Origin of the sequence: Erythrobacter sp. SG61-1L, from assembly GCF_001305965.1 — a bacterium.
Classification (GTDB): domain Bacteria; phylum Pseudomonadota; class Alphaproteobacteria; order Sphingomonadales; family Sphingomonadaceae; genus Andeanibacterium.
Genome location: NZ_JXQC01000003.1, coordinates 2,551,643 through 2,569,958, shown reverse-complemented (window position 1 = coordinate 2,569,958; position 18,316 = coordinate 2,551,643). Strand labels below are relative to the sequence as shown.

General features: G+C 64.3%; 21 protein-coding genes. 15 read left to right on the top strand and 6 right to left on the bottom strand.

Features of this window, described 5'->3' with window-relative positions; translation table 11 throughout:
- Window positions 1-26 precede the first annotated feature (26 nt).
- A complete protein-coding gene (locus SZ64_RS12560) occupies window positions 27-2,456 on the bottom strand; it encodes a PhoX family phosphatase (RefSeq protein ID WP_054531137.1) in 2,430 nt (809 codons plus the stop codon).
- A 230-nt stretch (window positions 2,457-2,686) separates the two neighbouring features.
- Here SZ64_RS12560 and SZ64_RS12555 point away from each other — a divergent pair, with 230 nt between their 5' ends.
- The 4 genes from SZ64_RS12555 (at window position 2,687) to SZ64_RS12540 (ending at window position 7,294) form a co-directional block, all read left to right on the top strand.
- Window positions 2,687-4,342 (top strand): NAD+ synthase, encoded by a 1,656-nt coding sequence (locus SZ64_RS12555; RefSeq protein ID WP_054531136.1) that lies wholly within the window; start codon window positions 2,687-2,689, stop codon window positions 4,340-4,342.
- Window positions 4,343-4,373: 31 nt separating this feature from the next.
- Window positions 4,374-5,705 carry a glutamate--tRNA ligase gene (gene gltX, locus SZ64_RS12550; protein ID WP_054531135.1) on the top strand — a complete coding sequence of 444 codons (1,332 nt, stop codon included), beginning with the start codon at window positions 4,374-4,376 and terminating at the stop codon, window positions 5,703-5,705.
- Between the two features lie 10 nt (window positions 5,706-5,715).
- The gene (locus SZ64_RS12545; RefSeq protein ID WP_054531134.1) at window positions 5,716-6,510 is read left to right on the top strand and encodes a TlpA family protein disulfide reductase; all 795 of its coding nucleotides are present in this window, start codon (window positions 5,716-5,718) and stop codon (window positions 6,508-6,510) included.
- A 100-nt stretch (window positions 6,511-6,610) separates the two neighbouring features.
- Window positions 6,611-7,294 carry a pentapeptide repeat-containing protein gene (locus tag SZ64_RS12540; RefSeq protein WP_054531133.1) on the top strand — a complete coding sequence of 228 codons (684 nt, stop codon included), beginning with the start codon at window positions 6,611-6,613 and terminating at the stop codon, window positions 7,292-7,294.
- A 59-nt stretch (window positions 7,295-7,353) separates the two neighbouring features.
- On the opposite strand, the gene pyk is transcribed toward SZ64_RS12540, so the two are convergent.
- Window positions 7,354-8,826: a pyruvate kinase gene (pyk, locus tag SZ64_RS12535; RefSeq protein WP_054531132.1), complete on the bottom strand. Its 1,473-nt coding sequence runs from the start codon at window positions 8,824-8,826 to the stop codon at window positions 7,354-7,356.
- Window positions 8,827-8,886: 60 nt separating this feature from the next.
- Here pyk and SZ64_RS12530 point away from each other — a divergent pair, with 60 nt between their 5' ends.
- Window positions 8,887-9,201, top strand: a complete 315-nt coding sequence (locus tag SZ64_RS12530) for a DUF1244 domain-containing protein (protein WP_054531131.1) — start codon at window positions 8,887-8,889, stop codon at window positions 9,199-9,201.
- Window positions 9,202-9,342: 141 nt separating this feature from the next.
- Window positions 9,343-9,579 (top strand): DUF2312 domain-containing protein, encoded by a 237-nt coding sequence (locus SZ64_RS12525; protein ID WP_054531130.1) that lies wholly within the window; start codon window positions 9,343-9,345, stop codon window positions 9,577-9,579.
- Window positions 9,580-9,584: 5 nt separating this feature from the next.
- Here SZ64_RS12525 and SZ64_RS12520 read toward each other — a convergent pair whose 3' ends face one another.
- On the bottom strand, window positions 9,585-10,298 hold the full coding sequence (locus tag SZ64_RS12520; protein ID WP_241773035.1) for a CPBP family intramembrane glutamic endopeptidase: 714 nt from the start codon (window positions 10,296-10,298) through the stop codon (window positions 9,585-9,587).
- A 121-nt stretch (window positions 10,299-10,419) separates the two neighbouring features.
- Between SZ64_RS12520 and SZ64_RS12515 the strand changes: the two genes are divergently transcribed.
- The 7 genes from SZ64_RS12515 to SZ64_RS12485 all read left to right on the top strand — a co-directional run bounded on the left by SZ64_RS12515 (window position 10,420) and on the right by SZ64_RS12485 (window position 14,143).
- On the top strand, window positions 10,420-10,737 hold the full coding sequence (locus tag SZ64_RS12515; RefSeq protein WP_054532241.1) for a heavy metal-binding domain-containing protein: 318 nt from the start codon (window positions 10,420-10,422) through the stop codon (window positions 10,735-10,737).
- 110 nt (window positions 10,738-10,847) lie between these two features.
- Entirely contained in the window at window positions 10,848-11,591 is a 744-nt protein-coding gene (locus SZ64_RS12510; protein WP_054531128.1) for a YebC/PmpR family DNA-binding transcriptional regulator, read from the top strand.
- Window positions 11,591-11,941: a DUF3147 family protein gene (locus SZ64_RS12505; RefSeq protein ID WP_054531127.1), complete on the top strand. Its 351-nt coding sequence runs from the start codon at window positions 11,591-11,593 to the stop codon at window positions 11,939-11,941. The genes SZ64_RS12510 and SZ64_RS12505 overlap by 1 nt, the downstream gene beginning before the upstream one ends.
- A 1-nt stretch (window position 11,942) precedes the next feature.
- Window positions 11,943-12,416: a crossover junction endodeoxyribonuclease RuvC gene (ruvC, locus tag SZ64_RS12500; RefSeq protein WP_054531126.1), complete on the top strand. Its 474-nt coding sequence runs from the start codon at window positions 11,943-11,945 to the stop codon at window positions 12,414-12,416.
- A complete protein-coding gene (locus SZ64_RS12495; RefSeq protein ID WP_054531125.1) occupies window positions 12,416-12,724 on the top strand; it encodes an antibiotic biosynthesis monooxygenase in 309 nt (102 codons plus the stop codon). The genes ruvC and SZ64_RS12495 overlap by 1 nt, the downstream gene beginning before the upstream one ends.
- 46 nt (window positions 12,725-12,770) lie before the next feature.
- Window positions 12,771-13,118, top strand: a complete 348-nt coding sequence (locus SZ64_RS12490; protein ID WP_054531124.1) for an arsenate reductase — start codon at window positions 12,771-12,773, stop codon at window positions 13,116-13,118.
- 56 nt (window positions 13,119-13,174) lie between these two features.
- Entirely contained in the window at window positions 13,175-14,143 is a 969-nt protein-coding gene (locus SZ64_RS12485) for a glycerophosphodiester phosphodiesterase (RefSeq protein WP_241773103.1), read from the top strand.
- 12 nt (window positions 14,144-14,155) lie between these two features.
- Here SZ64_RS12485 and SZ64_RS12480 read toward each other — a convergent pair whose 3' ends face one another.
- Window positions 14,156-15,046 (bottom strand): bestrophin family ion channel, encoded by an 891-nt coding sequence (locus SZ64_RS12480; RefSeq protein ID WP_054531122.1) that lies wholly within the window; start codon window positions 15,044-15,046, stop codon window positions 14,156-14,158.
- A 10-nt stretch (window positions 15,047-15,056) separates the two neighbouring features.
- Window positions 15,057-15,794, bottom strand: coding sequence for a bifunctional 2-polyprenyl-6-hydroxyphenol methylase/3-demethylubiquinol 3-O-methyltransferase UbiG (gene ubiG, locus SZ64_RS12475; RefSeq protein ID WP_054531121.1), 738 nt, complete (start codon window positions 15,792-15,794; stop codon window positions 15,057-15,059).
- 71 nt (window positions 15,795-15,865) lie between these two features.
- Here ubiG and SZ64_RS12470 point away from each other — a divergent pair, with 71 nt between their 5' ends.
- Complete coding sequence (locus SZ64_RS12470) at window positions 15,866-17,119, top strand: aspartate kinase (RefSeq protein ID WP_193391552.1); 1,254 nt, start codon at window positions 15,866-15,868, stop codon at window positions 17,117-17,119.
- 117 nt (window positions 17,120-17,236) lie between these two features.
- Entirely contained in the window at window positions 17,237-17,554 is a 318-nt protein-coding gene (locus SZ64_RS18645; RefSeq protein ID WP_156313637.1) for a hypothetical protein, read from the top strand.
- Window positions 17,555-17,626: 72 nt separating this feature from the next.
- On the opposite strand, the gene SZ64_RS12460 is transcribed toward SZ64_RS18645, so the two are convergent.
- The gene (locus SZ64_RS12460) at window positions 17,627-18,145 is read right to left on the bottom strand and encodes a nuclear transport factor 2 family protein (protein WP_054531118.1); all 519 of its coding nucleotides are present in this window, start codon (window positions 18,143-18,145) and stop codon (window positions 17,627-17,629) included.
- Between the last annotated feature and the right edge of the window lie 171 nt (window positions 18,146-18,316).

The window sequence follows — 18,316 nt, the reverse complement described above, 5'->3', positions numbered from 1 at the left end:
GATTTTCGTTCGATTGCAGCGTCGCGTCAGAGGCCGACGATGCCCCCATCGTTGCGGGTGATGGCGACCACGGCCGAGCGCGGGCGGCCTGAATTGGTGCCGCTCTGGCTTTGCGGCCAGTGGCTGCTGGGCGCATCGGCTGAGCCGTTTTCGCCCGGGTGCTGGATGCCCACGAACAGGGTGCGGCCGTCCGGAGTGGTGTCCACGCCGGTGATCTCGCATTCCAGCGGGCCGGTGAGGAAGCGCTTCAGAGTGCCGGGCGTGGCATTGGTGCCAGCCTGGGTAGTCTGCATCGCCGTGGCGCCGCCAGTGCCCACATTCGTGATGGTGCGGCTGCCGCCATCGCCCACGAAGCCGGGCAGGGCTGCCAGCATCTGGTTGTTGGTCTGGTCAGTGAAAGCGCCATCGTCGGTCTGGATCCACAGCAGCGGACGCAGGTGGCCAGCCGGGTTCTGCGTGCGCGAGAACCAGAGGCCGTCCGGGCTGGAGAAGTCGTTGCTGGCATCCAGGCCCGAGATGTTCACGTCCGAACCGGCTTCGGCCGAATCCGCACCAAACAGATAGATGTCCCAGATGAAGCTGGTGGCAGCCTGATTGTCCCCACCTTCGCGGATGCGGATGATGTGGCCATTGGCATTGCCATAGCTGTTGCCCGGCTGGCTCACATAGTGACGCGGATTTGCGGCATCGGTGCCGTTCAACGGACGACCCGACGAGCTGTTATTGGTAAGCGTCAGGTAGATCTCGCCGGTGCGCGGGTTGCAGGCGGTCCATTCCGGGCGATCCATCGGGGTGGCCCCCAGTGCGTCGGCCGCGAGGCGGGCATTGACGAGAATGTCCTGCTGGTTCTGGAACACATATTCCGGATCGTTGCCGACGGCGGCACGGTTCGGAACCTGGCCATAGACCAGCGGCAGCCAGCTGCCGGTGCCGTCGGCGTTGAACTTCGCGACGTAGAGCGTGCCGGAGTCCAGATATTTGTCGCCAATGGCCAGGCGATTGTCTGCCATGGCATCGCGCGCTTCCCACGTGGCGGTCGACACGAATTTGTAGAAATATTCGCGGCGGGCATCGTCGCCCATGTAGACGGCAACCTTGCGGCCGGCTTCCAGTTTGCCCAGCCATGCGCCTTCATGGCCCATGCGGCCCAGCGCCGTGCGCTTGCGCGGCTTGCTGGTGGGATCGTAGGGATCGATTTCCACGACCCAGCCCATCTGGTTGGGCTCGTTGCGATAGTCCTGCGTGGCGGTCAGCCCTTCGCTAGCGCGGGCATCCCAGCGGCGGAAGCGTGTGTCGGAAGGGTTGGCGGGCGTTACGCTGGACCAGGCATAATTGCCGCTGCCGCCGGTCACGCCATAGCGGCGCAGCGAAGTGAGTTCGCGCGCGCTGCGCAGGGCATCGTCGCCGCTGCGCTTGAAGTATCCGGCCCAGTTTTCTTCACAGGTCAGGGCGGTGCCCCATTCTGTGTGGCCGTTGGCGCAGTTGTTGATGGTGCCGCGGCCCTGCGTGCCGTCGGTGGAGAAGGTGGTCTTCAGGAAATCCGAACCCTTCACTGGGCCGTTGAACTGCATCGGCGTGTTAGGCGTGATGCGGCGGTTGAAGGCGCTGTCCTTCACCCAGTTCCAGCCGGCGCGGCGTTCCGATTTGTATTCGGTGATGCTGACGCCATGTGCGTCGATTTCCTTCACCGCTTCGGCTTCCGGACGCGGGCCGGAACCGACATTGGTCGGGCCGTTCGGGTGGAGGTACTGGACGTTCAGGTTCTCATGGTTCTGCACCATCAGGCCGCGCTTGGACGAATTTTCGTTACGCTTGCCGGTCTGGCTCATGCCGAAGAAGTGCAGCGCGTCGCCATGGTCGCCGATGCGCTTGTCGAAATCGGTGTCGGTGCCGTCATTCTTGTAATCGGCGACATTGGCGGCGATCGGGTCGCCAAGGCGGGTCATCACAGTGACGGAATAGCCCTGCGGCACGGTCACGATGTCGTCGCGGTTCTTGTCGACGGCCCGGAAGCTGAGCTTGGCGGGGCTTACCAGCACGCGCGCGATGCCGTTCAGCAGCGAGAAGACCAGAGTGGTGACGTTCGAGACGGCCGGTGCGATGAAGGAGATGCGGCCATCTTCTTCGGTGATCAGTTCTACTTCCGGACCTTCGACCTGGGCCCACTGGCCGGCCGAGCTGGCAGTGAGTTCAACCGACTGGCCGGTGGAAACCGCGATTTCCTGGTTCACGGCAACGGTCTTGCCGCCATCCGAGCCACCGCCCAGTACATCGTCGGTGCAGCCCGACAGCATGGCGCCGCCAAGGAAGGCCGCGCTGCTGGCAGCAAGGCCGCCGCGCATCACCGAACGGCGCGAATGACGCGCTTCGGCAATGTCCCACAGCGTTTCGCCGCCGGTGTTATTGGTATCGACATCGCCATCGGAATAGCCGTTGCCGGGAATCAGATCGGTCATGATTACGCCCCCAAAGGATTAGAGGGCTTCCGCCTATTCGGTGTTTATGTCGCCTCTACTCAAACCCAGTGGCAAGGTTGCGACCGCCGCGTGAACCTGTGGCCATATTGCTGAAATGACGATGAAATAGTGCAGCCGAAAAGTCGCAATCACGGATGGGTGTGGACCATTGCGGCGCGTGCGCGTCTTCGCGATTGCCCGCGCGGGTAAGGCCGCCTAATCCTGCCTTTATGCCCGATACGCTCTCCATCACGCTCGCCCAGATGAACCAGAATGTCGGCAATATTGCCGGCAATGCCGAAGCGATGCTCAGGGTCCGTGCGGAAGCAGGTAAAACCGATCTGGTGGTTTTTCCCGAAATGCACCTGATCGGATATCCGCCCGAAGACCTGATCCTGAAGCCTGCCCTGATCGAGCGTGCGGCCGCGGAGATGGAGCGGCTGGCTCTGTGCACCGGCGATGGCGGCCCGGCCATGCTGGTGGGCAGCGTGTTCGTGCGCGACGGGGCGCTGCATAACGGCGTGGCCTTGCTGGATGGCGGGCGCGTCACGGCTACGCGCTTCAAGCATGAACTGCCCAATTACGGCACCTTCGATGAAATGCGCTATTTCACGCCCGGCCCCCTGCCGGAGCCGGTGCTGTTCCGGGGCGCCATGCTGGGCCTGCCGATCTGCGAGGATATCTGGCACCCGGATGTCTGCCGCCATCTGGCCGATTTCGGCGCGGGCCTGTTCATCTGCGTGAACGGAAGCCCTTACGAGATCGACAAGGACGTGCTGCGTATCGACGAGATCGCCCGCCGCCGCGCGGTGGATACCGGCATTCCCATGGCCTATCTCAACCGCGTGGGCGGGCAGGACGAACTGGTGTTCGACGGGGCCAGCTTCGTCATCAATGGCGACGGTTCGCTGGCCGTGCAGATGCGCGACTGGGAAGAACAGGTTGTCGAGACGAAGTGGACCAAGATCGCGCGCGGCTGGAACTGCAACCGGGGCGAGTTGGAAGGGCTGACCGATCAGGCAGAGGAAACCTGGTGCGCCATGGTGCTGGCCCTGCGCGACTATGTGGACAAGAACCGCTTCCCCGGCGTGGTGATCGGCCTTTCGGGCGGGATCGATTCGGCCGTCTGCGCGGCCATCGCGGTGGATGCATTGGGGGCGGAGCGGGTGTGGTGCGTGATGATGCCCAGCCGCTTCACCAGCCAGGAAAGCCTCGACGATGCGAAGGCCTGTGCCGAGGCGCTGGGTTGCCGTTATTCAATAATCCCGATCCAGCCCGCCGTCGAAGGGTTCGACGCCATGCTGGAAGACAGTTTCGCCGATACACAGGTGGACATCACGGAAGAGAATTTGCAGTCGCGCATTCGCGGCGTGACGCTGATGGCCCTTTCTAACAAGTTCGGGCCGATGCTGGTGACCACCGGCAACAAGAGCGAGATGAGCGTGGGTTATGCCACGATCTATGGTGACATGGCCGGCGGCTACAACCCGCTGAAGGATGCCTACAAGATGACCGTGTTCGGCGTGGCCAAGTGGCGCAACACCGCTGTGCCGCGCATCGGCCTGGGCCCGGCGGGCGAAGTGATTCCCCAGCGCATCATCGACAAGCCGCCCAGCGCGGAACTGCGGCCCGACCAGAAGGACGAGGATTCGCTGCCGCCCTATCCGGTGCTGGACCGTATCCTGATGGGGCTGGTGGAGCATGAGAAGAGCGTGGACCAGCTTGCAGCCGAAGGGCTGGAACGGGCGACGGTGGAACGGATCGAGCACCTGCTGAACATCGCCGAATACAAGCGCCGCCAGGCCCCCCCGGGCGTGAAGCTGGGCATGCGCAATTTCGGCCGCGACCGGCGCTATCCCATCACGCACAGTTTCCGCAGTAAATGACAAGCCGGGGCCGAACCGCTAACGGCGCTGCATGAGCATCGTTACCCGCTTCGCCCCGTCGCCCACCGGGCGGCTGCATGTCGGCAATATCCGCACCGCGCTCCATAACTGGATGCTGGCGAAGAAACATGGCGGGCGCTTCCTGCTGCGCATCGACGATACGGATCAGGAGCGCAGCAAAGAGGAATATGTCGAGGCGATCCGCGCCGATCTGGCCTGGCTGGGGCTGGAGCCGGAAGGGGAGGAGCGCCAGTCTGAACGCTTCCAGCTCTATCAGATGCAGTTCAACTATCTGGTGGACGAGGGGCGGCTCTATCGCTGCTACGAAACCTCGCAGGAACTGGAACTGAAGCGCAGAGTGCTGTTGGGTCGCGGCCTGCCGCCGATCTATGACCGGGCGGCTCTGCAACTGACCGAGGCGGACCATGCGGATTATGCCGCGAAGGGCATTGCACCGCACTGGCGCTTCAAGCTGGACCGTTCCGCCGCCATCGAATGGGAAGACGGCATTCGCGGGCCCCAGCATTTCGACCCGGCCCAGCTTTCCGACCCCGTGGTGCGCCGCGCGGATGGATCGTGGCTCTATATGCTGCCCAGCGCGATCGACGATATCGAGATGGGCGTCACCGACGTGCTGCGCGGGGAGGATCATGTCTCCAACACCGCGCTGCAGATCCAGATGTTCGCCGCGCTTGGCGCTGCCCATCCCCGCTTCGCGCATGAGGCGCTGCTGGTGGGGAGCGAGGGCAAATTGTCCAAGCGGCTCGGCTCGCTGGGGGCGGATGCCTTCCGTGAACGCGGGATCGAAGCAGCGGCGCTGGTTGCGCTGCTCGCGCGGCTGGGCACGTCTCAGGCGGTGGAGCCGATTGCCGAGCGTGCCGCGCTGATCGACAGTTTCGACCTTTCCACCTTCGGCCGCGCCCCGGCCCGCTTCGACGATGCGGAACTGGAACGGGTGAATTCCGGGATCGTCCACCAGCTGGTTTTCGCCGAAGTGCAGGACCGTCTGCCCGAAGGCATGGGCGAGGAAGCATGGCAGGCCATTCGCCCCAACCTTGCCCATGTGGGCGAGGCGGCGGATTGGTGGCAGGTCGTCACCGGCCCCATCGAGGCCGCTGAATTTTCAGACGAAGATCGCGCCTTTCTGGCCGATGCGGCCCGCCTGCTGGCCTGGAACGAAGACCCGTGGCCTGTGCTGACCAATGCACTGAAAGAAGCGACCGGGCGCAAGGGCAAGAGCCTGTTCCACCCGCTGCGCCTTGCCCTTACCGGGCGCGATTCCGGGCCGGACATGAAGGCCCTGCTGCCGCTGATCGGCGAGCGCGAGGCTCGCGCCCGCCTGGAACGGGCGGCGCAGGGCTGAAGCAGTCGTAATGCCGGGCATAATCCAGCTGGGACCGCTGGTGATCGCGAGCGACCGTTTGCTGGCGCTGGCCCTGATCATGGCCTTCCTGTTCGGGTTTGACCGGATCGCCGCGCGCTTCGGCCTGCAGGCCAGAACCGGCGGGTTGGCGCTGGCTGGCGGGATCGTGGCCGCGCGGCTGGCCTATGTCCTTGCCCACTACGACGCCTTTGCGCAGGATTGGGCCTCTGTCCTTGCCATATGGGAAGGTGGGTTCTCTGGACCGGCGGGCTTCCTTGGCGCTGCGGCAATCATCGCATGGCGGGTAAGGCATCGGGTAGCCTTGCTCCGTTCGCTGGCGATGCTGGGTGCTCTTGCCGCGCTGTGGTTCGCCGGATCGAGTCTGCTGAGCCCCGCGCCGCGGCCAATGCCGGACCTGCCGCAAATGGTGCATCTGGAGGGACGTCCCTTCGACCCTTCCGCGCTTGAAGGCCAGCCCTATGTGATGAATTTGTGGGCCACCTGGTGCCCGCCCTGCCGCCGCGAACTGCCGATGCTGGCGCAAGAGGCCGCGCGCACGGATGTGCCGATCCTGCTGGTCAGCCAGGGCGAAGATGCGGGCACTGTGCAGGCCTATCTGGAACGGCAGGGCATTTCAGGCGAGGCAGTGCTGCTGGACGATGCATCGGGCCTGTCACTGGTGGTGGGCAGCACGGCCTTGCCAACCACTGTGTTCGTGGATGCACGGGGCCGGATCGTGGAAACCCAGTTCGGCCAGCTGTCCCGCGCCGCCCTGGCGGACGGGCTGGCGCGGATCATGGATTAGGGCGTCGTTCAAGGCCGCCGCATTGCCCGCGCGGTTTTCTCTGCCCATAAACAGCCGCCATGTCTGGCCGGGCAGGGGGCCTGCGTTTAACAGCCGGCGGATGGAAGACCTCTTTTCCGGCGAGTCGATCCGTGACCGGGCCATGACGCGCGAGGAAATCCGCGCCTTGAAAGGGCAGCAGACGCTGATCGGCTGCGATCTGGAAGAAGCGGACCTTTCCCGGCTCGATCTTTCGGGGTGGACCTTCCAGCAATGCAATTTGCGCCGGACCGATTTCAGCGGGGCGAGAGCGGATCGCACCAGCTGGCGATCCTGCCGGGGTGCCTTTGCCAGCCTTGTCGGGTGCGACCTGTCCGAAGCCGTGTTCACAGGCTGCGATTTCAACAATGCCTCGCTGAAACGCAGCACGCTAGAAGGGACGCGGTTCGTCGGTTGCAAGCTCACCGGCGCGGATTTTTCCGAAGTGAAGGCCATCGATCTCCATTTCTCGGAGACGCTGCTGGTCAATGCCAGGCTGACGGGCCGCTCCTTCAGAAAGGCCAGCCTTGTGCGCGTGGACTTCTCGCAGGCCGATCTGCGCAAATGCGATTTCCGAATGACGACCTTCGAGGATTGCAGCCTGCGCGAGGCAGTGCTGGATGGCGCGGGTTTTGAAGGCGCGGACCTGCGCGGCGCGGACATCGGCGGCGTGCGGCTGGGGGATGCCTCCCGCTTTCGCGGTGCCACGATTTCGCGCGAACAGGCCGCGCAGCTCCTCAGCGAGGTCGGCCTGAACGTTCGCTAAGGCGGGCCGAAGCCTGCCATCATGCGCGCAGGAGTTTCACCGGCCGTCCGGTGAAACCTTCATTCCCCGTGGCGTTCCAGCTCGTCCCCGGTCAGGCGTACGACGTGGAGCAGGTTGGTGGAGCCGGGCGTGCCGAAGGGGACGCCTGCCAGCATCACCAGCCGCGATCCAGCCTTGCCCATGCCATGGCGCAGGGCCATCCGCTTGCCCTTGGCCACCATCTCCTCGAAACTGTCGATGTCGCGCGTGGCCACGGCATGAGTGCCCCACAGCAGCGCCATGCGCCGTGCGGTGCGCAGCGCGGGGGTGAGCACCAGCACCGGCACGCCGGGCCTCTCGCGCGCAACGCGGCGCGCGGTGGAGCCGGAACCGGTGAACACCACCACGGCGGAAATCGGCATGGTTTCCGCAATGGTCATGCAGGCGTGGGAAAGCGCGTCGGCCGTGGTCGGATCGGGCGGGGTTTCGTGGAAGCGGATGCGCGTGCGATAGCTGGCATCGGCTTCGATCTTGGCGGCAATGCGGTCCATCATCGCCACGGCTTCTTCCGGCCACTGGCCCGCCGCCGTTTCGGCCGAAAGCATCACCGCATCCGCCCCGTCATAGACGGCATTGGCCACGTCCGACACTTCGGCGCGGGTGGGGGTGGGGTTCTCGATCATGGATTCGAGCATCTGCGTCGCCACGATCACCGGCTTGCCCATGCTGCGCGAGCAATTGACGATCTGCTTCTGCAGCGGTGGCACGTCTTCGGGATTCAGCTCCACGCCCAAGTCGCCGCGCGCTACCATCACCGCGTCTGACAGTTCGATGATCTCGTCCAGCCGGTCAATCGCGGCGGGCTTTTCGATCTTGGCGCACAGGGCGCCGTGGCCGCCCATCAGCTTGCGCGCCTCGGCCACGTCTTCCGGACGCTGGACGAAGGACAGGGCGATCCAGTCCGCCCCATGCTTCACGGCGAAGGCCAGGTCCTTGCGATCCTTCTCGGTCAAGGCGGGAACGGGCACCACCGCGTCGGGCACGTTCACGCCCTTGCGGTCGGAAATCACGCCGCCCACTTCGGCGCTGGTGAGAATCTCGTTCTCGTCGGCCCGGATCACGCGCAGGCGGATCTTGCCGTCGTCGATCAGCAGGCGCTGGCCCTTTTCCAGAATGCCGAACAGTTCCGGATGCGGCAGGCAGACGCGGTTTTCGTCGCCCGGCTCGGGATTGCGGTCCAGCGTGAAATGGCTGCCGTGGCGGATCACCACCCGCTCGCCCTGGCGGAAAGTGCCGACGCGCAGCTTCGGCCCCTGCAGATCGCACAGGATGGCGATGGGGTGGGCCAGATCTTTCTCCAGCGCACGGATCGCCTTGATCGTTTCCTCATGCGTGGCATGGTCCCCATGGCTCATGTTCACGCGGAACGCGTCGGCACCGGCCAGCACGAGGCGGCGGAGCATCTCCGGGTCGCGGCTGGCGGGGCCGATGGTGGCAAGGATCTTGACCTTGCGGTTGCGGGGCTTGAGCTTGGGCTGTTCGAATTTTGCCATGGGACCGTGCCTATGTCAGAGGCACGGGACATTACAACTACAGCTTTGCGGGAAAACTTGATGACCGACGCACCCGATCCGCTCGACACCCTGCCCGACGATGTGGCCGCCGCCGCCTTCCGCCGTCTGGTGCGCCATTTGCGCAAGCGCCACGATGCCCAGAATATCGACCTGATGGGCCTTTCCGGCTTCTGCCGTAACTGTCTGGCCGACTGGATCAACGATGCCGGCGCAGGCCTGTCCAAGCCCGATGCGCGGGCGCTGATCCACGGCATGCCGATGGAGGAATGGAAGGTGAAGTTCCAGACCGAGGCGACGCCGGAACAGATGGCCCGGATGGAAGAGAGCCTGAAGAAGAACGGCGGCACGCACTAGGCGCGCCCAATTCCCTGGCCAATTCCTGTGCCAAATCTTGGGCCAAATCTTGGGGAGGAATCGGCCAAGCCGCCTTCACCCCTCCGGCCCCGCTCGCTATCAGCGCGCCAACCGATTCTCATTCCAACGGAGCCCCCACAGATGGCCGAAACCACCGATGACCGCCTGCGCCTGCTGATCGAGCGCGTGGAGCGACTGGAAGAAGAAAAGAAGGGCATCTCCGACGACATCCGCGACGTCTATGCCGAAGCCAAGGCCGTGGGTTACGACGTCAAGATCATGCGCCAGATCGTGCGTCTGCGTAAGATGAAGCCGGACGATCGCCGCGAAATGGACCTGGTGCTGGACACCTATCGCAGCGCGCTGGGCCTCGACTGATCCAGTCAGCTTGCCAACAGCGCCACCGTCAAGGCGGCGCTGTTGGACAGGGCATGGGCCAGCATGGATGCGACAAGGCCGATCCGCATGCGGATGAAGCCCAGCACCAGCCCGGCCCATAATTGCGGCAGCACCAGCGGCAGGGCGATCACCGAGAAGCTGGGATAATTGGCCATGTGCAGCAGCGCGAAGCCCGCCGCGCCCAGATAGAAGATCGCCGGGAAGCCCGCATCGAACCAGCCGGGCGTGCCTTTCTTCCTCAGGAAAAACCAGCCCAAGGGCATTGCGATCAGCAGGGCCAGAAAGCCCGCCCCGGCCGCCACCGGGTTCATCCCCTGCGTATTGGCATAGAGCAGCACGGCGATGCCTGCGGCGCAGGCCAGCAGCCACAAGGCCCGGACGCGGCCCGTCAGCCAGCCGCGAAACAGCAATTCTTCCAGAACCGGCGCGATCACGATCACGACGGGAATCATCACCTGCGGCTCCAGCTTGCCGAAGGCATCGGGGGCGGGCAGGTCGAACAGGCTTTGCCACAGGCCCAGCACAGGCAGCAGCACCAGCAGCAGGCCAGTGATCATCAGCACTGTCAGCACCGCCAGCCGCCGCATAGCGCCCGGCGCGCGGATTCCGGTCGGATCCAGCCGGCGGGGGTGGCGCAGCCACTGGCCCAGCTCGCGCAGCATGGTGACGGGCGGGGGGTAATTCGTGTCGACGGTCACCGGAAATACTCCATCGCCAATGGCTTGGCAGGCGCGCGCGCTGCGTTATCTTCCTCGCATCAATGGCATGCGGGAGTAAACAAAGATGGCAGGCCCCTGGGAGAGTTCGCGCGAAGACGGCATGATCGTCACCACCACGGCATTGGTGGAAGGGCGCCCGGTGAAGGAATATCTGGGTATCGTGGCCGGTGAAGTGATCGTGGGCGCCAATATCTTCCGCGACCTGTTCGCTTCCATTACCGACATCGTCGGCGGGCGATCAGGCAAATATGAGGAAGTGCTCAGCCGCGCGCGCGATCAGGCGATCGAGGAAATGAAGCAGCAGGCCATGCAGCGCGGTGGCAACGCCGTGCTTGGCGTGGACCTCGATTACGAGGTACTCGGCTCCAACGGATCGATGCTGATGGTCAGCGCCAGCGGCACCGCTGTGCTGCTCTGACAATCAGATATAGCTCACGCATTGCCCGGCGCGCGCCTGTAAGCTAGGAGCGCGCCCACACGGGATTCCGCCCGAGGAATCCGCAAGAACACAGATTTCCGAAGGTTCCCATGGCAGGCCATTCCAAATTCAAGAACATCATGCACCGCAAGGGCGCGCAGGATAAGAAGCGCTCCGCGATGTTTTCCAAGCTTAGCCGCGAAATCACTGTCGCGGCCAAGATGGGCATGCCCGATCCGGACATGAACCCGCGCCTGCGCGCCGCCGTCAACGCGGCCAAGGCCCAGTCCATGCCTAAGGACAATATCCAGCGCGCCATCGACAAGGCGAGCAAGGGCGACGGCGAGAATTACGAAGAAGTCCGCTATGAAGGCTATGGTCCGGGCGGCGTTGCGCTGATCGTCGAGGCACTGACCGACAATCGCAACCGCACTGCCACCAATGTGCGCACGGCCTTCTCCAAGAATGGCGGCAATCTGGGCGCTTCGGGCGCGGTGAGCCACGGGTTCGAACGGCTTGGCCTGATCGAATATCCCGGCAAGGTCGGTGATGAGGAAAAGGTTCTCGAAGCCGCGATCGAAGCCGGTGCCGACGATGTCGAAAGCGACGAGGAAAGCCACTCGATCTGGGTGTCGGTCGATTCGCTGCACGAAGTCGCCCGTGAACTGGAAAAGGTTCTGGGCGAAGCCGAAGGCGTGAAGCTGGCATGGAAGCCCAGCCTCAAGACCGAAGTGGACGAGGCCACGGCGGCCACCCTGCTCAAGCTGATAGACACGCTGGACGACGATGACGACGTCCAGACCGTTTGGGGCAATTACGAAATTCCCGACGACGTGATGGAAAAGCTGGGCTGATGTGGGGACTGGTCGCCAAGGCGCTGCTTTCCGGCGCCTTGATCGCGGCCATTTCCGAGATCGGCAAGCGGCTGCCGGCCTTTGCCGCGCTGGTGGCTTCGCTGCCGCTCGTTTCGATCCTGGGCATGATCCTGCTGTGGCGGGAACGGCCCGATGCAGAGAACATGGCAGTGCATTCGGCGGCGACCTTCTGGTATGTGCTGCCATCGCTGCCCATGTTCCTGACGATCCCGGCCATGCTGCGCGCCGGGTTGCCCTTCTGGCTCTCGCTACTTGCCGGCTGCGTGCTCACCGTCTTGCTTTACGGGTTGCTGATGGCAGCCGCACCGCGCCTTGGGCTGAAGCTCTAGGATGCTGATCCTCGGCCTCGATCCCTCGCTCACTTGCACCGGCTGGGGCGTGGTGCGCAGCGAGGGTTCTCGCCTCAGTCATATCGCCAATGGGCAGATCGCAACCGATTCCAAGGCGCCTTTGCCGGACCGGCTGCTGCATCTGCAGGATGCAGTCAGCGCGGTGATCGCCACCTATGCGCCCGACCGGGCGGCGGTGGAGGAAATCTTCGTCAACAAAAACCCGCAGTCCACGCTGAAACTGGCCCATGCGCGCGGTGCCATTCTGGCCGCCTGCGCGCGCGGATCGCTGCCCGTGGCCGAACATGCCACAAGGCTGGTGAAGAAGGCCGTGGTGGGCACCGGTGCGGCGGAGAAGCAGCAGGTGCAGGCCATGCTCAAGGTGTTGCTGCCCGGCGCGAAAGTGGCCGGGGCCGACGCGGCGGACGCTTTGGCCGTGGCGATCGCCGATGCCCATCTGGGGGGAGGGCGCTAATGTATCTCAATGTGTTCCGCAGCCGCAAACGGGCGGACATGGACGCTGCCGCCTATGCCGAGGATGCCGCGCGTATGGAGGAACTGGCGCGCCGGCAGCCCGGCTTCATCGCCTATCGCAGCTATCGCGCGGAGGACGGCGAAACGCTTTCCATGTCCGAATGGGAGAGCGAGGATCACGCCCGCGCATGGGCGCGCCATGCGGAACACGCCATGGTGCAGGGCCGGGGCCGTGCGGAATATTACGAGAGCTACACCGTCTATTCCTGCCCCGATCCGCGCGTGCGGCATTTTCCGCGCGCAGGCTGAGCAATCCTGCAGCAACAGTCATAACCCTGACATTCGAGGCCCCGACATGACGATCCACTTCTACGGCATTCCCAATTGCGACACGGTGAAGAAGGCGCGCACATGGCTCGACGGGCAGGGACTTTCCTACACTTTCCACGACTACAAGAAGGAAGGGGCGGACGCCGCGAAGCTGAAGGGCTGGGCGGCCATTGTCGGCTGGGAAAAGCTGCTGAACCGCGCGGGCACCACTTTCCGCAAGCTGCCGGACGAAGCGAAGCAGGATCTGGATGGGGCAAAGGCCGTGGCGCTGATGGTGGAGCAGCCCAGCATGATCAAGCGGCCGGTGGTGGAACATTCCGGTGGGCTGCTGGTGGGCTTCAAACCCGAGGAATGGGCAGCCGCACTGGGCTGAACTGGCCGGCACGGTGCCTTGCTGCCTTTGCCCTTGCGCTGATCGCGGCGCCGGCCATGGCTGAAGCGCCACTGACGATCATCGCCCATCGCGGTGCGAGCGGGGAACGGCCGGAACACACGCTGGCCTCTTACGAGCGGGCCATCGATCAGGGCGCGGATTTCATCGAGCCGGATCTGGTTTCCACGAAGGACGGCGTGCTGGTCGCCCGGCACGAGAACGAAATTTCCGGCACTACCGATGTGGCCGATCATCCAGAATTCGCGGATCGCAAGGCCATCAAGACAATCGACGGAGAACAGGTCACCGGCTGGTTCACCGAGGATTTCACTCTGGCCGAACTGCGCACCCTGCGCGCGAAGGAACGCCTGCCCGATTTGCGTGTGGCCAATACCCGCTTCGACCGGCTCTTTCAGGTGCCGACCCTTGCCGAAGTGCTGGCGCTGGTGAAAGCCAAGGAGGCCGAGACCGGGCGCCGCATCGGCATCTATCCCGAACTCAAGCACCCGACTTTCTTCAAGGCGCAGGGCTTCGCGCTGGGCGATATGCTGCTGCGCCAGCTGGGCGAGGCGGGATATGGTGCGAAGGACGATCCGGTGTTCATCCAGTGCTTCGAAGTCGGCCCGCTGGAAGAGTTGCGGCCGAAGACGAAGCTGCGGTTGGTGCAATTGATGGCGGCGGAAGGCGCCCCTGCGGACCGGTCGGACATGCCCTATGCCCGCATGGTCACGCCTGAAGGGCTGAAGCGCGTTGCCGCCTATGCCGATGGGGTGGGCGCCGATCTGCGGCTGATCCTCAATTCCGATGGCAGCGCCACACCCCTGGTGGCCGATGCCCATGCCGCCGGGTTGCTGGTGCATGGCTGGACCCTGCGGCGCGAGAACGCCTTCCTGCCCGCAATGCTGCACAACGGCACGGACCTTGGCGCCCATGGCAATATGGCCGGGCTGGTCAGGATGCTGGAGGCAGCCGGGGTAGACGGGCTGTTCAGCGACAATCCCGCCGATGCGATTGCAGCCCGTTAGGGCCGCGGTGCTTCAGCTCAGATAGAAGTTCTTCGCCCCCAGCGGCGCGGGCGGTTCCTCGCCCAGATGGGGCGCAAGGCTGATTTCCACCGCGCGGCAGATCGCGTCCAGCGGCAGGGCATTGGGCGTAGTGCCGAAGGGGTGGCTGAGGTCTTCCGTCACTTCGGCCAGGCCCAGGAACACATAGGCCACGATGCCCACGAAAACCGGCGTCATCCAGCCTGCGGTGCCCACCAGCGCCAGCGGCAGTAGCAGGCAATAGACATAGGTCGTGCGGTAGATCAGCAGCGAATAGACATAGGGCAGCGGGGTGTTGGCGATCCGCTCGCACCCGGCCTGTTGCAGGGCGATGCTGGCGACGCGTTCCTGCAGGGCCTTTGCGCCGAAGCCGTCCATCGTGCCGCTGCGCAGCGCATCGCCCAGTTCGGCGGTGATGGCATCCAGCGCGGCACAGGGGGGATGGGGGGCATCGGCCAGCACGCCGCCAAGCTCGCGCGCCCTCTCGTCATCCTTCAGCTTGCGCAGATTGGCGCGGTGCAAATGGATGAAGGCGCGCGCCGCGCGGATGATCCGCCGCTGGCGATCCTCATCGGCGACGAAAAGCTGCACTTCGCGCGCAAGGCTGCGCATATCGGCCAGCAGCCCGCCCCACAGCTTGCGCCCTTCCCACCAGCGGTCATAGGCGGCGTTGTTGCGGAAGCCGAGGAACAGCGAGAGCGCGATACCGAACACGGTGAAGCCCACGGCCTCCAGTTCGGGGAAGGCGCCATAGCGGTTGTGCAGCAGCACCATCAGCGCCGAAAACAGCATCAGCCCGGCAATGCGCGGCGCGATCAGCGGCACGATGGAGCCGCGCACGGCAAAGGCCAGTTCCACCCAGCTCGGCTTGTCGCGCAGGATCATGGCCCGCCCCTCAGCCCGCCCGCGCGGTGACGATGTAATTGAGCGAAAGATCGCCCGACAGATGCAGGCCCTTCATGGGGGAGAAGGCAATGCCGCGCGGCTCGCCCATGGTGAGCCCGGCATCTGCCAGCAGGTCGCCCAGTTCTTCAGGCGTGATGAAATCGTCCCAATGATGGGTGCCCTTGGGGATCAGCCCCACAGTCTCGGCGGCATCCACCATCAGCAGGCGCGATTGCGGCGTGCGGTTGGGGGTGGAAAGCACCATCAGCGCGCCATCCGTCAGCCTTTCGGCCAACTGGCGCACGAACAGCGCCTTGTCCGCCACATGCTCGATCACTTCCATCGCCGTGACCAGATTGAACTGCCCAAGGCCCAGCGCGCCAAGCTCGCCATGGCGATAATCTATGGCGAGGCCGCCGCCTGCCGCATGGGCACTGGCCGCCGCGATATTTTCCGCCGCGGCATCCACGCCGGTAACGGCCGCGCCCAACCGTGCCAGCGGCTCCGCCAGCAAGCCCGCCCCGCAGCCCACATCCAGCGCACTGCGCCCGGCCAGCGGCTTGAGCGAGGCGGGATCGGCGCCCCAATGGCGGTTCACGGCCTCCCGCAAAAAGCCCAGCCGCACAGGGTTGAGCTTGTGCAGCATGGCGGATGATCCCTTGGGGTTCCACCAGTCTGCCGCCAGCGCGCCGAAATGCTCGGCTTCTTCGGGGCGGATCGTTGCAGATGCGACAGTTGCATTGGCCATAGGACACCCCTAACAGCGCGCCAGACCTGATTCCAGCGTGCAGGAGCAAGAACGACTTGGCCCGGATCGTGATGAAATTCGGCGGCACCTCGATGGCCGGGACGGAACGTATCCGTCGCGTGGCCAATATCGTGCGCCGTCAGCAGGCCGCGGGGCATGAAGTGGCCGTGGTGGTTTCTGCCATGGCGGGCGAGACCGATCGCCTGGTGAACTTCTGCCGCGAGGCGAACCCTCTGTATGACCCCGCCGAATATGACGTGGTGGTCGCCTCTGGCGAACAGGTGACTTCGGGCCTGCTCGCGCTCACCCTGCAGGCCATGGGCTGCAAGGCGCGCAGCTGGCTGGGCTGGCAATTGCCGATCCATACCGACGATGCCCATTCCAAGGCGCGGATCGAGGATTTCGATTCCGAAGCCCTGCTGGCCAGCATGGCCGCGGGCGAGATCGCGGTGATCCCCGGCTTTCAGGGCCTGTCGCCCGCCAATCGCGTGACCACTCTGGGCCGTGGCGGTTCGGATACGTCGGCAGTGGCCGTGGCCGCGGCAGTCAATGCCGATCGCTGCGACATCTATACCGACGTGGACGGCGTCTACACCACCGATCCGCGTATCGTGGCCAAGGCGCGCAAGCTCAGCCACGTGACTTATGAAGAAATGCTCGAACTGGCTTCGGTCGGCTCGAAGGTGCTGCAAACCCGCTCGGTCAGCCTCGCCATGAAGGAGAAGGTCAGGGTGCAGGTGCTCTCGTCCTTTATTGACGACGATGCGCCGGCTGCCGACACGCTCCCCGGAACGATGATCGTCAGCGATGAGGAACTCGAAGGACTGGACATGGAACGTCAGCTGATCACCGGCATCGCCGCCGACAAGAACGAAGCGAAGGTGACCCTTACCCGCATCGCGGACCGCCCCGGTGCGGTGGCCACCGTGTTTGAACCGCTCGCCGCCAACAACATCAATGTCGACATGATTATCCAGAATGTCGCCAAGGATAAGGGCGAAACGGATGTGACCTTCACGGTTCCCAAGGCGGACCTGCTGCGCACTCAGGCGCTGCTGGAAGAGAACAAGGACAAGATCGGCTTCTTCCGCATGATCAGCGACGACAAGGTCGCCAAGGTCAGCGTCGTGGGCGTCGGCATGCGCAGCCATGCAGGCGTTGCCAGCACCATGTTCAAGGCGCTGGCCGATCGCGGGATCAATATCCAGGCAATCTCCACCAGCGAGATCAAGGTCAGCGTGCTGATCGACGAGGACGAGACCGAACTGGCCGTCCGCGTGCTGCACACCGCCTATGACCTCGACGCGAAAGATGAAGCGGCCTGAGGCGCAACCGCGCTTCGGCACTGCCGGAATGAGAAGGGGCGCCGAAAGGCGCCCCTTTTTATTGCCGAGCCTGTCACGTCATGGCGCACTTCGAACGCCGCGCCTATTGCATATGGAATGTGTTACAGCTTCACGCGACGATTCCGGCCACTGCCCGTTGTCGGCCTTCTGATTGTCCAGGCGACGCTGTTTTGGCTGAGCTTTGGTATTTTTCCTGTAATTTCAGTGTTTTGTACTGCATCTGCGTCGACGTTGTTCGCAGGCATCGGCTACGTCCACATTCTGTATTTTGGACTTTTCGCCTTGGGAGTGTTCTCACTGTTCTGGGCGCGCGGCAGGCCGATCTATGTCTGCTTCCTGGCCGTCGCCTTGCTGGCTTTGCCCCTGCAGGCATATCTCGTTCGCCATGGTCTGCTGCATTGCGATGGCCCCTGATTGCTTCGCTACCCGGCGGCAAATGCAATGGCGAACGAGAGTAAATTCCGGTTCAGGTCAACCAGCTAAGCCTCAATCCACCCAGCCTTCCGGCGTGCCATTGGCGCCCATGATCTGGCGCTTCTGGATAAGCCATTTGCCGTTGCGCTTCACCAGCCAGTCGAACTCGCGGCCCATGGTGAGGATGCGGGGGGCATCGCCCTGTTTGTCGACCACATATTCGGTGAAGACGAGGCGGGCCGTGGCCGTATCGCCGCTGACGGTAATCAGCGGATTGCCGATCAGGATGTTGAGCGCGAAGCTCTTGCGCTGCGGCGCATCTGCCGGAACGGCGGCATAGGCGCCCTTGATCGCCGCGATGCCCTTATAGCTGTTGGCGCCCAGCACCATCTCGCCATCCTCGGCATAATATTCGCCCACATGGTCTTCCACCCCGCCGCCGAACTGGGCGTAATAGCGGGTCAGCAGATCCTCGATCTCGGCCTTGTCGATCACGGCCTGCGCTGTGATCGGCTCGCGCGCCATGGCGGGTGCGCCCGCGGCGAGCGTGAGACAGAGCGCGGCCGCGCATGCGGTGAATTTCGCTTTCATTCCCGGTAGTCCTCTTCCCTCATGCCACGCGTCCGGTGGCTTCGGGGGCGGACCCTAATGCTCGGCGCGCGCGGGGCAAGCGGTTTGGCGCGGGCGGGCACCGGAAAGCAGAAACCTCCCCGCCCATGAAGGACGGGGAGGTCGCCAGAGGCCGCCAGTCTTGGGGGAGGG

Coding starts and splice junctions, on each gene's coding strand:
- SZ64_RS12530 (WP_054531131.1), top strand. CDS start 8,887: ATGACCGACGCACCCGATCCGCTCGACACCCTGCCCGACGATGTGGCC.
- SZ64_RS12470 (WP_193391552.1), top strand. CDS start 15,866: ATGAAATTCGGCGGCACCTCGATGGCCGGGACGGAACGTATCCGTCGC.
- SZ64_RS12525 (WP_054531130.1), top strand. CDS start 9,343: ATGGCCGAAACCACCGATGACCGCCTGCGCCTGCTGATCGAGCGCGTG.
- SZ64_RS12490 (WP_054531124.1), top strand. CDS start 12,771: ATGACGATCCACTTCTACGGCATTCCCAATTGCGACACGGTGAAGAAG.
- SZ64_RS12485 (WP_241773103.1), top strand. CDS start 13,175: ATGGCTGAAGCGCCACTGACGATCATCGCCCATCGCGGTGCGAGCGGG.
- SZ64_RS12540 (WP_054531133.1), top strand. CDS start 6,611: ATGGAAGACCTCTTTTCCGGCGAGTCGATCCGTGACCGGGCCATGACG.
- gltX (WP_054531135.1), top strand. CDS start 4,374: ATGAGCATCGTTACCCGCTTCGCCCCGTCGCCCACCGGGCGGCTGCAT.
- SZ64_RS12460 (WP_054531118.1), bottom strand. CDS start 18,145: ATGAAAGCGAAATTCACCGCATGCGCGGCCGCGCTCTGTCTCACGCTC.
- SZ64_RS12480 (WP_054531122.1), bottom strand. CDS start 15,046: ATGATCCTGCGCGACAAGCCGAGCTGGGTGGAACTGGCCTTTGCCGTG.
- SZ64_RS12555 (WP_054531136.1), top strand. CDS start 2,687: ATGCCCGATACGCTCTCCATCACGCTCGCCCAGATGAACCAGAATGTC.
- ruvC (WP_054531126.1), top strand. CDS start 11,943: ATGCTGATCCTCGGCCTCGATCCCTCGCTCACTTGCACCGGCTGGGGC.
- SZ64_RS12515 (WP_054532241.1), top strand. CDS start 10,420: ATGATCGTCACCACCACGGCATTGGTGGAAGGGCGCCCGGTGAAGGAA.
- ubiG (WP_054531121.1), bottom strand. CDS start 15,794: ATGGCCAATGCAACTGTCGCATCTGCAACGATCCGCCCCGAAGAAGCC.
- SZ64_RS12505 (WP_054531127.1), top strand. CDS start 11,591: ATGTGGGGACTGGTCGCCAAGGCGCTGCTTTCCGGCGCCTTGATCGCG.
- SZ64_RS12545 (WP_054531134.1), top strand. CDS start 5,716: ATGCCGGGCATAATCCAGCTGGGACCGCTGGTGATCGCGAGCGACCGT.
- pyk (WP_054531132.1), bottom strand. CDS start 8,826: ATGGCAAAATTCGAACAGCCCAAGCTCAAGCCCCGCAACCGCAAGGTC.
- SZ64_RS12560 (WP_054531137.1), bottom strand. CDS start 2,456: ATGACCGATCTGATTCCCGGCAACGGCTATTCCGATGGCGATGTCGAT.
- SZ64_RS18645 (WP_156313637.1), top strand. CDS start 17,237: ATGTGTTACAGCTTCACGCGACGATTCCGGCCACTGCCCGTTGTCGGC.
- SZ64_RS12510 (WP_054531128.1), top strand. CDS start 10,848: ATGGCAGGCCATTCCAAATTCAAGAACATCATGCACCGCAAGGGCGCG.
- SZ64_RS12495 (WP_054531125.1), top strand. CDS start 12,416: ATGTATCTCAATGTGTTCCGCAGCCGCAAACGGGCGGACATGGACGCT.